The organism is Streptomyces scabichelini (assembly GCF_011045015.1).
Taxonomy (GTDB): domain Bacteria; phylum Actinomycetota; class Actinomycetes; order Streptomycetales; family Streptomycetaceae; genus Streptomyces; species Streptomyces scabichelini.
Map to the genome: position 1 here is coordinate 1 of NZ_JAAKZY010000034.1, position 14,731 is coordinate 14,731.

Sequence of the window (14,731 nt, forward strand, 5' to 3'; positions counted from 1 at the left end):
TATAAGAGACAGGGCCGGGGTCGAGGCCGACCAGGCCTCCGACGCCTAGTCCGCCGCCTCCTTCGCGTACTTGATGAGCTGGGAGAAGTCGATCGCTCCAGGATCCCCGTGGAGATTCTCGGGGACATGCATGTGCCCGCAGACCCCGTTGAAGTCGTTCCATTCCGCGTCGCTCATACGCTGTCCCTCACCGTTCCCGTACGACTTCGGGTAGGCGGGCCACGCCTTCGGTCCTGACAGGGGTACGTCGTGCTCGTTGTGCATCCATGTCAGGAAGCGGGCGACTCCGCGCAGGGCCCAGTCGGGCGCCTTCGGCCAGTAGATGTGCGACTGTCCTGCCTCCGCCCACTCGGCATGGGTCTTCGGGTCGCAGGTGCCGACGAGTTCGATCTGGCAGACGTTGAGCGCGTTGGTCTCGACACCGCCCGACTCGTTGACCAGGGCGCGGGACGAGGTCTCGATGTCGAAGTGCTGGTACCACTTCAGTTGCTCGGCGGCGAGGTCCGGCACCGCCGTGAGGTTCGGGGCCGAGGCTCCGCCGCCGTAGCCCGGCAGGGTGCGGCCCTCGGTGGTGTGCAGGACGACGGTGTTGACCTCTATCGCGTCGCCGCCGTAGTCGTCCTGGTACCAGTGCGTCCGGCTCGCGCCGGGGTAGCGCTGGGGTCCCGTCTTCGTGCTCACTGCGTCTCCTGGAACTGGACTCCCCGGCGGGGCGCCAGGGGCGCAGCTCATCGTGCGTCAACAGCCGTACTGGGTACGGCTGTTGCACAGTTCGCACACGAAATGGGCGCAGTAGTTACGCGTGGTGCAGCGTGGCGGAATGCAGCGGAACGTGGAGCGAGACCAGCGCAGGGGCCTCAACGCCGCAGCCCAGCCTCAGCCCGCGTTCTTGATCGCCGAGATGTCGAAGTTCAGCTTGATCTTGTCGGAGATGAGGACTCCGCCGGTCTCCAGCGCCGCGTTGTACGTAAGGCCCCACTCCGAGCGCAGGATCTCCGCCTTGCCCTCGAAGCCGACGCGCTCATTGCCGAACGGGTCCTTCGCGGAGCCGTTGAACTCCAGGTCGATGGAGAGGGGCTTGGTGGTGCCGAGGATCGACAGGTCACCGGTGATCCGGTAGTCGTCGCCGCCGAGCGCCTCCGCCTTGGTGGAGCGGAACGTCATCGTCGGGAACTCGTCCGTCTTGAAGAAGTCGGAGCTCTTGAGGTGGCCGTTGCGGTCGGCGTTGCCCGTGTCGATGCTCTCCATCGTGACGTCGATGGACGCGGTCGAGCTGGACGGGTCGGTGCCGTCCAGGTGCAGGGTGCCTGTGAAGTCGAGGAAGGCGCCCTTGACGTTGGTGACCATGGCGTGCCGGGCGACGAAGCCGATCGTCGAGTGGGACGGGTCGATGGTGTAGTCGCCGGTGAGGGCGGCCAGGTCGGGATTCACGGCGGCGGGAGCCGTGACGGTGGCTGTGGCGGTGGCGGCGGTGTCCTTGCGGCCGAAAAGACCCATGACTGACTCCTTGGGGGACGAGCTCCGGCGCTGCGCCGAAGCCGTTTAATCTTCAATGACATCGACCGTAGAACTATTCCGTTTAAAATTCAACAGAAGCGTGGGTGTGTTGGGTCGATTACGCACCGTTGCCTTGGGGGACCATCGGCCAGTGACCCCCACCCGTCGCACGTTTCTGCTGGCGGCGACTCTCGCGGCCGGCGCCGCGCTCGCAGCCTCCTCATGTGCTGCCTATGCCGCACATGCCGCGGACGACAAGGACGAGGACGAGTACGCGACCCTCCGCCGCCGCTGGCTGGAGATCGCACTCGGCACCGGCTACGACCCGACCGCCGAGCCCTACGCCGCCCGCCTCGCCGAGACCGGCGATCTGGCCCGGGGCTTCAGACAGACCATGGCCCCGACCGCCACCGCAGGCTGTGGACGATGACGCGGGCGTACGTCCAGGAGGGCACCGGTTCGACCGGCGACGACTCACTCCTCGCCGACGTCATCAAGGGCATCGATCACCTCTCCGCCACCGTCTACAACTCCTCCACCACCCGCTATGGCAACTGGTGGGAGTGGCAGATCGGCAGCCCCCGCCTCCTGATGGACATCGTCGCCGCCCTCCACGACCGGCTGTCGGTTCTCGCCAACGACGTCCGGTGCCAGGCAGTCCATGTGAGCTCCCTGGGCCTGACCGCGGCCAACTTCTGGCGGGCCGGGAGCGTGGGGCCGCTGTCGGTCTCGGCGCCGGCGAGTGTTCTCGTACGGCGTCGTGGGCGTCATGGGCGTGGGGACGCGCTGCTGTGTGTGAGCGGGCCCGAGCGTGCGGGTGAGCCGGTGGAGGTGGTGTGGGATCGGCCGGTACGGGAGGTTGTGCGGGCCGATGCGGGGGTGGAAGTCCTTGCGACTGGCCGGGAGTTGAGGGTGCGGGTGAGGCCTGGGACGGCGGGAGCCACCTTCCGGTGCGAGGTGCGGTAGCGCTCCGCTGTGGGTGCGGAAACAGCGGACCGTCCGTATCTGCGGGCGTCTGGGGCTGATCGCGCCCGCGCCGGGAGATCGAACCGGTGGCGGCGCGTGTCGCCGAGGGCGGCCGGCTGCCGGGCCCCGACAGCCAGCCGCCTCGCCTTCTCGTACCTCACGGGCGTCCTGGACGACGTCCAGAAGGTCCACGAGGCCCAGCCGGAGGATGTGGTGACCTTGAGCGAGGTGTGCAGCACGCCACACTGGGCGGCTTTGTGGAACCTCGACAACGCACACCGCCCCTGAGCTGGTGGTTGACCTGCATGCTCGCGAGGTTCTGTTCAGGGGTACCAGGAAAACGCTCCGGAGACTGTGAGGAGTCGACGGCCCGCTTTCGTTGGTGGACTTCGTAAGGTCACTACATGACCGTTTTGGACGATGCCGGATCCTCGGCCGGAGAACCCACCGACGCGCACGGACGTGTGGCCGAGCTGCACGAGATCCGCGCGCAGGCGCTCGCCGGCCCCAGCGAGAAGGCGACCGCGGCGCAGCACGCCAAGGGCAAGCTGACCTCCCGGGAGCGCATCGAGCTCCTGCTGGACGAGGGCTCGTTCAACGAGGTCGAGCAGCTGCGCCGGCACCGGGCCACCGGCTTCGGCCTGGAGGCCAAGAAGCCGTACACCGACGGTGTGATCACCGGCTGGGGCACGGTGGAGGGCCGCACGGTCTTCGTGTACGCCCACGACTTCCGGATCTTCGGCGGCGCCCTGGGCGAGGCCCACGCCACGAAGATCCACAAGATCATGGACATGGCCATCGCGGCCGGGGCGCCGCTGGTGTCGCTGAACGACGGGGCGGGCGCCCGCATCCAGGAGGGCGTCAGCGCGCTGGCCGGTTACGGCGGCATCTTCCAGCGCAACACCCGCGCGTCCGGCGTCATCCCGCAGATCAGCGTCATGCTCGGCCCGTGCGCGGGCGGCGCCGCCTACAGCCCCGCGCTGACGGACTTCGTGTTCATGGTCCGCGAGACCTCGCAGATGTTCATCACAGGACCGGACGTGGTCAAGGCGGTCACCGGCGAGGAGATCACCCAGAACGGCCTCGGCGGCGCGGACGTGCACGCCGAGACCTCCGGCGTCGCGCACTTCGCGTACGACGACGAGGAGACCTGCCTGGCGGAGGTCCGCTACCTCCTGTCGATGCTCCCGCAGAACAACCGCGAGAACCCGCCCCACACGGCCTCCGAGGACCCCGCGGACCGTCGTGGCGACGTCCTCCTGGACCTGGTCCCCGCGGACGGCAACCGGCCGTACGACATGACCAAGGTCATCGAGGAACTCGTCGACGACGGCGACTACCTGGAGATCCACGAGCGCTGGGCCCGCAACATCATCTGCGCCCTGGCCCGCCTTGACGGCCAGGTGGTGGGCATCGTCGCCAACCAGCCGCAGTCCCTGGCCGGTGTCCTGGACATCGAGGCCTCCGAGAAAGCCGCGCGGTTCGTGCAGATGTGCGACGCGTTCAACATCCCGATCGTCACCCTTTTGGACGTACCCGGCTTTCTGCCCGGCGTCGACCAGGAGCACGGTGGGATCATCCGCCACGGCGCGAAGCTGCTGTACGCGTACTGCAACGCCACCGTGCCGCGGATCTCGCTGATCCTTCGGAAGGCGTACGGAGGTGCCTACATCGTCATGGACAGCCAGTCCATCGGGGCGGACCTCACCTACGCGTGGCCCACGAACGAGATCGCGGTGATGGGAGCCGAGGGCGCCGCCAACGTCATCTTCCGCCGCCAGATCGCCGAGGCCGAGGACCCCGAGGCTATGCGTGCCCGCATGGTCAAGGAGTACAAGGCCGAGCTGATGCACCCGTACTACGCGGCCGAGCGCGGCCTGGTGGACGACGTGATCGACCCCGCCGAGACCCGCGAGATCCTGATCCGCTCACTGGCCATGCTCCGCACGAAGCACGCGGATCTGCCGTCCCGCAAGCACGGAAACCCGCCGCAGTAACGCTGCGGTCCCCCCGCGGAAACCTCACTCACGGAGACTTACGTCTATGAGCACCCCTGACATTCGCGTCGAGAAGGGCCACGCCGAGCCCGAGGAAGTCGCCGCCATCACGGCGATCCTCCTGGCCCGCGCCGCGGCCGCGCCCGCGCCTGCGACCCACCGTGGCCGCACGAAGGCCGGCTGGCGCCGCCTGGAGCGGGAGCCCGGCTTCCGGGCACCGCACAGCTGGCGCTGACGGTTCGCTTGATCCACGCTCGGCCCCGCACTCCTTTGGGAGGGCGGGGCTGTTGTGTTGGAGGTGTCATGTGATGGTGACGTCTACGTCGGGGAGATCCAGCGTGGTGATGGGCTGACCGTCTGGGGTGTGGCACGAGGAGATCCGTACCGATTTCAGGGAACCGCCGAGATGGCGGTAGGCGTCGGATCCGTCGGGCAAGACGCAGTTTGTGATGTTGAGGGTCCGCAACGCAGGAGGAAGGGACTCATTCGCCTTCAGCCAGGCGCACAAGTCGAAGCGTTTGATGGAGAGGTGCCTGAGCCCGCGCATCGCGGAGATGGCGTTGATGCTGCGTGGCATGCAGGTGTTCAGGCCCGCCAGGTAGAGGAACCAAGGCTCGCAGCAGCTGCTCAAAACACCCAAATCCGTGCTCTCGCTCACATCGTAGAAGCTCAGCTCCGACGCGGCTGGCCTAAGACGCAGACCGTCGAGGGTCGGCGTACCGCGGAGTCCAAGGAACAGGTGGGCGAGACTCCCCAGGTTCCCCACCGTTTCTAGGTTGATCAGCTCTCTTGGCCCCAGCACCGCGAGCTCCCGCAACCCTGGGTGAGCTGCCATCACCGACAGGTCACCGGCGCCGCGGAGCTGGGGGATCGATAGTTCCGTCAGGGGCGAGAGCTGGGCCACGGCAGCGAGATCTGGGAACGGATAACCGATCCACAGGTCGGTGATGGACCTCAACCGAGTCGCCGCGTGCCACTGGCCGGAGTGTGTAAGTTCGACGGTGTGCCCCGTCAGCGGCAGCGGCGCCAGGACCTGATCGGCATAGGCGTCCGCATCGAAGTACCTCCAGGCCCCGATGAGTTCGTCGATGACGCCGTCGCGTTCGTCCTCCGCGTACCCCGCCATGAGCGACAACGCCTCCTCACCCCCGATCATCGCCACCGTCCGTACCGTCTGAGCCGCGGCCTTCTCCGTCAGCTCGCCCAGCGAGCGCGGCAGTCTCCGCAGCAGACTCGTCCCCACCGCCGCCAGCGCGGGCGGGTCCGTCTTTCTGCGGGCCGGGAGCAGCGCCGACACCGCCTCGTCCAGGCGGCCCGCCAGTTCTGCCGAGGCCGAAGGCATCGTCTCCTGGCAGGCGGCCGCCAGCAGCCGCAAGGCCCGTGCGTGCCGGGGTTCTCGCTCCGCGCGGTCGAGGATGCCGCCCAGGAGCTCCTCCCGCTGGCGGGTGTTGGCGTGTCCGGCGGCCATGATGATCGTCTCGCGCCACAGGTCGAGGTGGGCCCGCCCGACCAGGTTGCCGATGCGGTCCTCCTCCGTGGCCTCCTCGGCGGCCAGGTACTCCTGGAACGTCCGGTGTACGAAGTCCAGGCGCCCCTGGACGGGATCGCGGAGTATCCCGGAGCGCTCCAGCAACTGATCGAGGACCCCGTGGCCGTCCTGGACGTCCAGATGCCGCATCGCCGCGAGCTTCCTGCCGACGTGGACGGCGGCCTGGTCCACGCTGATCTCGCTGCGGTTGTTGTCCGACAGGCGCCAGGCCAGATCCCGGAGTATGACCAGCTTGTCGCCGAGGCTGAGCTTGCTGTCGACCGCACTCGGAACGCTGCGCTCCGTGTCACGGTCGTGGACGAGCGTGTCCAGGGCGTTCTTGTACAACTCCATCCGGTCGCGCGGGAGTTGGCTGCCCCGGTTCAGGTGCATGGCGCAGAGCATGGCCGCGAGCAGCGGGGTGCCGGCCAGGGACGGGAGGTGCGGCCGGTCCTTGAGACTGTTCAGCAGGGACTGCTCGTAACGGGGGAGTTCGTCCACGGCGCAGGGGAGTTCGTCGCCCAGTTCCCGTACCGCCTGATGCCATCGCCGTACGAAGGCCGCCAGGTCCGGTGGAGTCATGCGGTCCATGTGGAGGGCCGTGAAGTCCTCCCTGCGCAGCCAGTCCACTCCGGCCGCGGTCGGACGCGAGGTGACCACCACCCGTATACCGCTGTACGTCCCCAGCAGCTTGCGCAGCCACTCCCGCACCGACCGGCGCTCCCCGCCGAGCAGCTCGTCCACGCCGTCGACCAGCAGCAGGACCGTGCCGTCGCGGAGCTGGCGCTCCACCCACCCCTTGGGCATGATCCCGGTGATGGTTCCGGCGACCCCGTCCAGCAGCTCCTCGGGCTTCTTCGGCAGCGGACGGCCGCTGTACTCCCGCAGCTTGACGAAGACCGGCGTGAGGCCGTTCCAGTCGGCCAGCTCGGCGGTGAAGGCGCCGCGCGCCGCCGTGATCGCCAGCCAGCGCAGCAACGTCGTCTTGCCCGAGCCCGCCTCGCCCCGCAGCAGCACCCTCGACGCCCCGCCGAGCGCGGCCTCGACCCGCATCCCGGAGCTCTCCGTGCCGGGCTCCTCCCAGTCGCTCATGTCGGGCCGCAGGAGGGGCAGGGAGCGGCCGGCGGCGCGGCGGCGGGTTCCGGCGTCTCCGGTGGCCCGCAGGCTGACGTACGCGACCGACAGCCGGACCTGCGCCGCCGCGCGGTCGGACGTGCGGCGGAACAGCTCCACCTCGTCGAGGTCGTTGCTGACCAGGTCCATGTACAGACGGCGGAAGTCCATGTCCTGGTCGGTGCCGTCCGGCGCGAACAGTGAACGGTCGGGCAGTCGTTCCAGGACACGGGCCACGTCGGTGCCCAGGGAGGTGGTGCGTTCCAGCAGTTCGGCCAGCGCACGCTCCTCGAACACCGGCAGGCTCCGCACGATGCTGACGTAGTACTGACAGCACTCGGTGAAGAGCAGCCGGTAGAACCGCTCCTCCGCCTCGTTCAGGCCGACCGGCGCCCGCACCGTCCCGGTGATCCGGCGGATCAGTTCCGCGGGACTGGCGTCAGCCGCCAGGACCGCCTCGTCCGACAGGTCGGCCGCGGCGAACGTGTCGCACACCCCGTTGACCGCCGCTTCCCGGCCGCTCTCGTCCATCCCCCGGAACTCATGCGCCAGGAACGGCTCCATCCGGGCCGCGACCGCGTCGGCCATCTCCTCGAACTGCCGGCGGACGCTGCGCTGGAGCCGCAGGCCGGGCACCCGCACCCGTACGAGCTCGTCCATCGGCAGCCGGCGCTCCTGCTCCCGCCGCTTGCCTCCCAGCCACATCTGGGCGGCCGTGTTCGCCACGGTCGTCCCCAGCCGTAATGCGGCCGCTTCCGCGCTCATCCAAGCCCCCTCGCTGAACGGAAACGCGCTCATTGTGGCAGGGGACAACGGCAAAGGGGCCCTCTCCTGTGATGGAGAGGGCCCCTTCTCAAGGTTTCTGCAGATTTCTGCGGAAGATTTCTGCGGGCGAACGACTAGCGAAGGCGTGCCATCAGCGCGTGCTCCACGAGCGTGATCAGCGCCGACTTCGCGTCGGCGCGGTGCCGGGCGTCCGTCGTGATGATCGGCGTGTCGGGGCCGATCTGGAGGGCCTCGCGCACCTCGTCCGGGTTGTACGGCTGCTGGCCGTCGAAGCCGTTCAGCGCGATGACGAAGGGGAGGCCGCTGTTCTCGAAGTAGTCGACCGCGGGGAAGCAGTCGGCGAGACGGCGGGTGTCCACCAGGACGATCGCGCCGATGGCGCCGCGTACCAGGTCGTCCCACATGAACCAGAAGCGGTCCTGGCCGGGCGTACCGAAGAGGTACAGGATCAGGTCCTGGTCCAGGGTGATGCGGCCGAAGTCCATGGCGACGGTGGTCGTCGTCTTGTCTCCGGTGTGGGTGAGATCGTCGATACCCGCGGACGCGGACGTCATGACGGCCTCGGTACGCAGCGGGTTGATCTCCGAGACGGCCCCGACGAACGTGGTCTTGCCCACGCCGAAGCCACCCGCCACCACGATCTTCGCCGAGGTGGTGGAGCGGGAAGGACCGCCGCTAGAGCTTGCGAAGTCCACTGAGCACCCTTTCGAGCAGTGTCACGTCTGGCTGGCCGCCGGCGTTCTCGTCGCCGCCGGGCTGATGGATGGCGACCAGGCCCGCCTCCGCCAAGTCGGCGACGAGGATCCTGGCCACGCCGAGAGGGATCGTCAGCAGAGCCGAGATTTCGGCCACCGACTTGATCTCCCGGCAGAGGTTGCAGATCCGCTGATGCTCGGGCAGCTGGCCCTGCATCTGGTGCGGCTGCGCGGTGGTGTGCACCAGCGCCTCGATGGCGAGCTGGTACCGCGGCCTGGTGCGGCCGCCCGTCATGGCGTACGGACGCACCAAGGGGTTCGATGCCCCGCCGGCGGGCGAGGGCTCAGGGGAGCGGCGCTGCGGCTGCACGGGCTGGATGCGCGGCGCCGGCGGCTGGTCGTACGGCGAAGGACCGGGACCCTGGGGCGCGTACGGCTGGCGCTGCCGGTGGCTCGGCGCGGAGGGGAAGTTGTACCGGTTCGGGTTCTGCGAACCGTCACCCTGGTCCTGGCCCTGGCCAGGACCGTAAGACCAGTTGCCCGAAGACGAACCGCCTGGGGGTGTTGCCACTTTCTCCTCCTCCGACTGTGCCGGGCACCCATCACGCTGGATAGCCGTGTCCGAAACCTTACGGCCACGGGACGCCAAAAAGTATCGCTTGTCTGCTAGTTGAGAAGGCTCCCCTGGAGCTCAGCACGCAGATCAGGCGTCAGAACCGTACCGGCACGGTCCACCAGAAGGGCCATCTCGTACCCGATGAGCCCGATGTCCGCTTCCGGATGTGCCAGGACGGCGAGCGACGAACCATCGGAAATGGACATGATGAAGAGGAATCCTCGCTCCATCTCCACAACTGTCTGGTTCACACTGCCGCCCTCGAAGATGCGGGACGCGCCCGCGGTCAGTGAGGTAAGACCCGACGCGACGGCCGCCAGCTGGTCGGCGCGGTCGCGCGGAAAGCCTTCGGACATCGCCAGAAGGAGTCCGTCGGCGGAGACCACCACCGTGTGAGACACCCCGGGGGTGTTGTCCACGAAGTTGGTGATCAACCAGTTCAGGTTCTGCGCCGCCTGGCTCATCGGGCTCACACTAACGCTCCTGGTTGTAGGTGCTATCAGGGCTGAAGCCCTGGCCGTTCGTTTCACTGCCTGCGTTACGTCCCCGCTGGACACCCCGGCGCAGGTTGCTCAGCCTGCCCCGGACGTCCTCGGGGGCGCGGGAGACCTGAGGGCCGCCCTGTTGGGTCGATTCAGCGGTGCCCTCGACCAGGTTGGCCTTGGGTACCCGCCGTGGCAGGCCGGAGGAGGTGACCCCGCCCGCCTTGGGCTTCTTCAGCTGTTCGGCGCGCTGCCACCGCTGGTCGTTGGCCGTCTGCCAGTCACCGGTGCCGTTGCTGCCGCTGCCGTTGCTGCCACTGCTGTCCGCGGGGGCCGGCGCATCCTGGCTCACGTGCTGTCGGCCGTTGGTGCCGCTCGCGGTGGATCCGCGGCGCGGAAGCCCGGCGTCGGTCAGCTCGTGGGCGGCGGAGGGGGCCGGTCCCGGACGATCGAAGCCTACGCGGTCCTGCTCGGCCACGTCAGCGGCCTGCGCGGATTCCGTTTCCGGAGCGTACTCGGACTGATATCCGTTCCGGTACTCGTCCTGCTGCGGCCAGTCGTCCTGGTAGGACTGGTCTTCGAACGGCGAGAACCTTTCCTGCGGGGATCCGTGGGTGGTCGGCTGCTCCTCCTGGACCGGCTCCGCATAGGAGGGCTCCGGGTAGCCGCCGGTCGACGGGAAGTACGTCTCGTCGTACGTCGACGGCTGCTGCTCCGCGTACGGCATCTGCTGGTCGTACGAGGGCTGATCGGTGTACGCGCCCGGTGCGCCGTCGTACGCGGGCCGACCCTCGTCATAGGCGGGGCGCTCGCCGCCGTAGCCGGACTGGCCGTCGTCGTAGCCGGACTGCTGCCGGTCGAAGTCGTCGCGGAAGGGCGCCGCCTCGAGCTCCGGCTGGCCCTGCTGTGACTGGGCCTCCAGGGCCGCGCGGCGCTCCTCACGCATCAGCGAGCGGCCGACGGGGTCCAGCTCGCGTATGTCGTCCGGGACGTCGGCGTAGCGGCTGTCGTCGAAGCCCAGCTCGGCGGCCGTGCGCAGCGGCGGACCCTGGAAGTCCTCGCCCTGGAAGGACTGCTGCTCCGGGATGATCTGCGAGACCGTGAAGTCGTCGCGCTGCGACTGCTGCTCGCCGCCGCCACCGTGGGTGATCGCGTCGGGGAGCATGACGAGGGACGTCGTACCGGCCTGCTCGCCCGAGGGGCGCAGCTGGACGCGGATGCCGTGCCGGTCGGACAGCCGGCCGACCACGAACAGGCCCATGCGCTGCGAGATCGCGACGTCCACGGTCGGCGGGTTGGCCAGCTTGTGGTTGATGTCCGCGAAGTCCTCGGCGGTGAGGCCGATGCCCTTGTCGTGGATCTCGACCATGATGCGGCCGTCGGGCAGCCGGGTGGCGGTGACGCGGACCTTGGTCTGCGGGGAGGAGAACGTGGTGGCGTTCTCCAGGAGCTCGGCGAGCAGGTGCACGAGGTCGGTCACGGCGCGGCCGTGGATCTCGGCCTCCGGGACGCCGGACAGCTCGATGCGCTCGTACTGCTCCACCTCGGAGGAGGCGGCGCGCAGCACGTCGACCAGCGGGACCGGCTGGTCCCAGCGGCGGCCGGGCTCCTCGCCGGCGAGGACCAGGAGGTTCTCGCCGTTGCGGCGCATACGGGTCGCGAGGTGGTCCAGACGGAAGAGGTTCTCCAGCTGGTCCGGGTCGGCCTCGTTGTTCTCCAGGTCGGTGATCAGGGTCAGCTGGCCCTCGATCAGCGACTGGTTGCGGCGCGACAGGTTGGTGAAGATCGCGTTGATGTTGCCCCGCAGCAGAGCCTGCTCGGCGGCCAGTCGTACGGCCTCGCGGTGGACCTGGTCGAAGGCGCGCGCGACCTCGCCGATCTCGTCCGTGGAGGTGATCGGAATGGGCGCGACCCGGGTGTCGACCCGGCCGGGGTCGGTACGGGAGAGCTGGTCGACCAGCATCGGCAGGCGCTGCTCGGCGACACCGAAGGCGGCGTTGCGCAGCTGGCGCATCGAGCGGCTCATCTGGCGGGCCATGAGGGACGCGATGATGAACGCGGCGAGCAGAGCGACGATGACGATGGCGCCGTTGATGATGGCGTCACGCTGGGCGTCGGAGGCGATGTTGTCCGCGTCGGCGAGGGCCGTGTCGATGAGGTCGGACTCCACCTCGTCGTAGCCGTCGAACTTGGCGGTGGACGCGGCCATCCAGGTCGCCGGGGTGATGCCCTGCGTGGCCAGCTGGTCGGGCTGCCTGGCGGCGATGCCCTGGACCATCTGGTCCATGGCGGGCGGGGCCACGAACTTCTGGTCCGCGGCCTCGGCCTTGCGCTTGGCCTCGGCGATCCGCTGCTCGCCCTCCTTGGTCTTCTGCCCCATGACATTCCGGAGCTTGGTGGCGTCCTGCTCCGTGCCGCCGGAGATGTACTCCTGGACCGCGATGTTCTCCAGGTAGGCGTAGGAGGTGAACGCGACGCGCTGCCGGTTGTAGACGGCCTCGTCCTCGCTGGGCTTGACGAGCAGGTGCATACCGATCGAGCGCTGCAGCGAGGCGGCGCCCTTGGCCAGCGCGGCGGCGTACACGGTGCGGCCGTAGCTGGTGATGTTGCCGGTGCCCAGGCCGAGCTCGTTGGAGAACTCCAGCAGGTAGTGCTCGACGGTGACGTAGCCCTCTTCGGTCTTCACCGGGTCCATGGCGGTGGTGTACGCGGCCTTGCGCAGCCCCGCCAGCTTCGGCTCCGCCTCCTCCACGAGCCGCAGCCGGCGCTCCAGGCCGTAACCGGTCGGCATGCCCTTGACGGACTCGTGGAAGGCGTCGGCCTTCTCGTCGGTGGTGGCGCGGACCTGGTCGATGAGCTTCTTGTCCGCGTCGCTCGGGTTGTCCTTCAACAGCGGCTCGGCGGAGAGGTCGCGCTCGTTGAGCATGGCCGCGGCGTACTCCGAGGCGGAGGCCACGATCTGCGCGATCTTCTCGGCGTCCTGCGCTTCGTTCCAGGTGTCGATCGAGCCCTTCACCTGGAAGCCGCCCATGACCAGGCCGACCAGCACGGGTATGAGCAGGATGGCATTCAGTCTGGTCGGTACGCGCCAGTTACGCGGAGACAGCCGACTACCGCTCGACGGCGGTGGGGCCGTCGGCTCCGACCGGGGCACGGGTGCGGGTGCCGCTCCGCGCGGCGGCGGGGTGAAGTTGCCCCGTGCCGACGGCTCGGGACCGTTCTTGCTTCGCCTCACTCGACCAACAACCTCTCGGCGCCGGCACCTACGTTGTGCCGCGTGTGTCTTTCGGCCCTTACTACCGGGCAGTTCTGGCATTCCAGCACGTCAGGCTGTGCTCCTCCAAACACTCGGAACCGCAGATTCCGGGCTCTGTAAGCCCCAGATAAAACGGTCATAAAGAGCGAGCCCCGCCAAAAGGCGGGGCCTTTGTGAGCACAGCGGCACCATGCGACCGCGACGCGTGTCGGTACCACTGAATTTCTCTGTCGAAACGTTATGAACACCTTGGCCGACCGTGTCAAAGGACACAGCCGGCTCCAGGGTTTCTACGACAACTGCCGTACAGCATGGCCGACTTGGGTGCTATCGCAGACGTGCCATGAGTGCATGCTCGACCAGCGTGATCAGCGCACTCTTGGCATCCGCCCGGTGTCGGGCGTCCGTCGTGATGATCGGGGAGTCGGGACCGATCTGCAAGGCCTCCCGGACCTCGTCGGGGGTGTACGGCTGGTGCCCGTCGAAGCCGTTGAGGGCGATCACGAAGGGCAGTCCGCTGTTCTCGAAGTAGTCGACCGCCGGGAAGCAGTCGGCGAGACGCCGGGTGTCCACCAGGACCACGGCGCCGATGGCGCCGCGTACCAGGTCGTCCCACATGAACCAGAACCGGTCCTGACCCGGCGTACCGAAGAGGTACAGGATCAGGTCCTGGTCCAGGGTGATACGGCCGAAGTCCATGGCCACCGTCGTGGTGGTCTTGTCCCCGGTGTGGGTCAGGTCGTCGATGCCCGCGGACGCGGACGTCATGACGGCCTCGGTGCGCAGCGGGTTGATCTCGGAGACGGCCCCGACGAACGTGGTCTTGCCCACGCCGAAGCCACCCGCCACCACGATCTTCGCGGAGGTGGTCGCCCGCCCTCCGTCAGAGCTTGCGAAGTCCACTGAGCACCCTTTCGAGCAGTGTCACGTCCGGCGCGCCGCCGTTGCTCTCGTCGCCACCCGGCTGGTGAATGGCGACGAGACCGGCCTCCGCGAGGTCCGCGACGAGAATCCGTGCCACACCGAGTGGCATGGACAGAAGCGCCGACACCTCCGCCACCGACTTGACCTCACGGCAGAGGTGGCAGATCCGCTGGTGCTCGGGGAGCAGCCCCATCAGCTGCGCCGGGTCGGCCGTGGTGCTGATCAGTGCCTCGATGGCGAGCTGGTAGCGCGGCCGGGTCCGGCCGCCGGTCATCGCGTACGGACGTACCAGCGGCTGGTCGCCCTCGTCCCCGTACGGCTCTGCGTACGGATCGTGAGAGGCGGTGGGCGGGGTCATGAATCCTCCGGGCGGGACAGCAAGTCGGTCATTCGTGCCGTCGATCTGGGCCGGTGGGGGAGCGGCGGCCTGACGGTGGGTCTTGCCTTGCGGGGGGATCTAGTGCAGCAGGCTGCCCTGCAGTTCGGCACGCAGGTCGGGCGTGAGCACGGCCCCCGCACGGTCGACGAGCAGGGCCATCTCGTATCCGACGAGGCCGATGTCACAGTCCGGGTGGGAGAGGACCGCGAGCGACGAACCGTCGGAAATGGACATCAGGAAGAGGAAGCCGCGCTCCATCTCGACCACGGTCTGGGCCACCGTGCCGCCCTCGAAGATCCGGGAGGCGCCGGCGGTGAGTGAGGTCAGTCCGGAGGCGACGGCCGCGAGCTGGTCGGCGCGGTCGCGCGGAAACCCTTCGGACATCGCCAGAAGGAGACCGTCGGCGGAGACGACGACGGTGTGGGACACCCCTGGGGTGTTGTCAACGAAGTTGGTGATCAACCAGTTGAGGTTCTGTGCCGCCTGGCTCAT

At 68.4% G+C, this 14,731-nt stretch carries 13 protein-coding genes and 1 pseudogene; 4 read left to right on the forward strand and 10 right to left on the reverse strand.

Features of this window, described 5'->3' with window-relative positions; all coding sequences use genetic code 11:
- Window positions 1-45: 45 nt before the first annotated feature.
- Window positions 46-681: a hypothetical protein gene (locus tag G5C60_RS13405; RefSeq protein WP_165258516.1), complete on the reverse strand. Its 636-nt coding sequence runs from the start codon at window positions 679-681 to the stop codon at window positions 46-48.
- 195 nt (window positions 682-876) lie between these two features.
- On the reverse strand, window positions 877-1,497 hold the full coding sequence (locus G5C60_RS13410; RefSeq protein WP_165258518.1) for a YceI family protein: 621 nt from the start codon (window positions 1,495-1,497) through the stop codon (window positions 877-879).
- 151 nt (window positions 1,498-1,648) lie between these two features.
- Here G5C60_RS13410 and G5C60_RS51090 point away from each other — a divergent pair.
- The 4 genes and pseudogenes from G5C60_RS51090 to G5C60_RS13430 form a co-directional block, all read left to right on the forward strand.
- Window positions 1,649-2,298: pseudogene (locus G5C60_RS51090) on the forward strand (polysaccharide lyase beta-sandwich domain-containing protein); the annotation flags it as partial.
- A 261-nt stretch (window positions 2,299-2,559) separates the two neighbouring features.
- The gene (locus tag G5C60_RS13420; protein ID WP_165258520.1) at window positions 2,560-2,751 is read left to right on the forward strand and encodes a hypothetical protein; all 192 of its coding nucleotides are present in this window, start codon (window positions 2,560-2,562) and stop codon (window positions 2,749-2,751) included.
- A gap of 116 nt (window positions 2,752-2,867) precedes the next feature.
- Window positions 2,868-4,460 (forward strand): acyl-CoA carboxylase subunit beta, encoded by a 1,593-nt coding sequence (locus G5C60_RS13425; protein ID WP_165258522.1) that lies wholly within the window; start codon window positions 2,868-2,870, stop codon window positions 4,458-4,460.
- A 46-nt stretch (window positions 4,461-4,506) separates the two neighbouring features.
- The gene (locus G5C60_RS13430; RefSeq protein ID WP_165258524.1) at window positions 4,507-4,695 is read left to right on the forward strand and encodes an acyl-CoA carboxylase subunit epsilon; all 189 of its coding nucleotides are present in this window, start codon (window positions 4,507-4,509) and stop codon (window positions 4,693-4,695) included.
- A 66-nt stretch (window positions 4,696-4,761) separates the two neighbouring features.
- Here G5C60_RS13430 and G5C60_RS13435 read toward each other — a convergent pair whose 3' ends face one another.
- The 8 genes from G5C60_RS13435 to G5C60_RS13470 all read right to left on the reverse strand — a co-directional run bounded on the left by G5C60_RS13435 (window position 4,762) and on the right by G5C60_RS13470 (window position 14,731).
- Window positions 4,762-7,866 carry an NACHT N-terminal Helical domain 1-containing protein gene (locus tag G5C60_RS13435; protein WP_165258526.1) on the reverse strand — a complete coding sequence of 1,035 codons (3,105 nt, stop codon included), beginning with the start codon at window positions 7,864-7,866 and terminating at the stop codon, window positions 4,762-4,764.
- A gap of 134 nt (window positions 7,867-8,000) precedes the next feature.
- Window positions 8,001-8,582, reverse strand: a complete 582-nt coding sequence (locus tag G5C60_RS13440) for a GTP-binding protein (RefSeq protein WP_009314218.1) — start codon at window positions 8,580-8,582, stop codon at window positions 8,001-8,003.
- On the reverse strand, window positions 8,563-9,153 hold the full coding sequence (locus tag G5C60_RS13445; RefSeq protein WP_165258528.1) for a DUF742 domain-containing protein: 591 nt from the start codon (window positions 9,151-9,153) through the stop codon (window positions 8,563-8,565). Before G5C60_RS13445 ends, G5C60_RS13440 begins: the two co-directional genes overlap by 20 nt.
- Before the next feature lie 95 nt (window positions 9,154-9,248).
- Window positions 9,249-9,662 carry a roadblock/LC7 domain-containing protein gene (locus G5C60_RS13450; RefSeq protein ID WP_004983065.1) on the reverse strand — a complete coding sequence of 138 codons (414 nt, stop codon included), beginning with the start codon at window positions 9,660-9,662 and terminating at the stop codon, window positions 9,249-9,251.
- A 10-nt stretch (window positions 9,663-9,672) separates the two neighbouring features.
- Window positions 9,673-12,915, reverse strand: a complete 3,243-nt coding sequence (locus tag G5C60_RS13455) for a nitrate- and nitrite sensing domain-containing protein (protein WP_165258530.1) — start codon at window positions 12,913-12,915, stop codon at window positions 9,673-9,675.
- A gap of 348 nt (window positions 12,916-13,263) precedes the next feature.
- Window positions 13,264-13,839: a GTP-binding protein gene (locus G5C60_RS13460; RefSeq protein WP_033321071.1), complete on the reverse strand. Its 576-nt coding sequence runs from the start codon at window positions 13,837-13,839 to the stop codon at window positions 13,264-13,266.
- Window positions 13,820-14,218 carry a DUF742 domain-containing protein gene (locus G5C60_RS13465; protein ID WP_165258532.1) on the reverse strand — a complete coding sequence of 133 codons (399 nt, stop codon included), beginning with the start codon at window positions 14,216-14,218 and terminating at the stop codon, window positions 13,820-13,822. The genes G5C60_RS13460 and G5C60_RS13465 overlap by 20 nt, the downstream gene beginning before the upstream one ends.
- 99 nt (window positions 14,219-14,317) lie before the next feature.
- On the reverse strand, window positions 14,318-14,731 hold the full coding sequence (locus G5C60_RS13470) for a roadblock/LC7 domain-containing protein (protein WP_055520031.1): 414 nt from the start codon (window positions 14,729-14,731) through the stop codon (window positions 14,318-14,320).

Coding starts and splice junctions, on each gene's coding strand:
- G5C60_RS13410 (WP_165258518.1), bottom strand. CDS start 1,497: ATGGGTCTTTTCGGCCGCAAGGACACCGCCGCCACCGCCACAGCCACC.
- G5C60_RS13425 (WP_165258522.1), top strand. CDS start 2,868: ATGACCGTTTTGGACGATGCCGGATCCTCGGCCGGAGAACCCACCGAC.
- G5C60_RS13430 (WP_165258524.1), top strand. CDS start 4,507: ATGAGCACCCCTGACATTCGCGTCGAGAAGGGCCACGCCGAGCCCGAG.
- G5C60_RS13435 (WP_165258526.1), bottom strand. CDS start 7,866: ATGAGCGCGGAAGCGGCCGCATTACGGCTGGGGACGACCGTGGCGAAC.
- G5C60_RS13450 (WP_004983065.1), bottom strand. CDS start 9,662: ATGAGCCAGGCGGCGCAGAACCTGAACTGGTTGATCACCAACTTCGTG.
- G5C60_RS13465 (WP_165258532.1), bottom strand. CDS start 14,218: ATGACCCCGCCCACCGCCTCTCACGATCCGTACGCAGAGCCGTACGGG.
- G5C60_RS13470 (WP_055520031.1), bottom strand. CDS start 14,731: ATGAGCCAGGCGGCACAGAACCTCAACTGGTTGATCACCAACTTCGTT.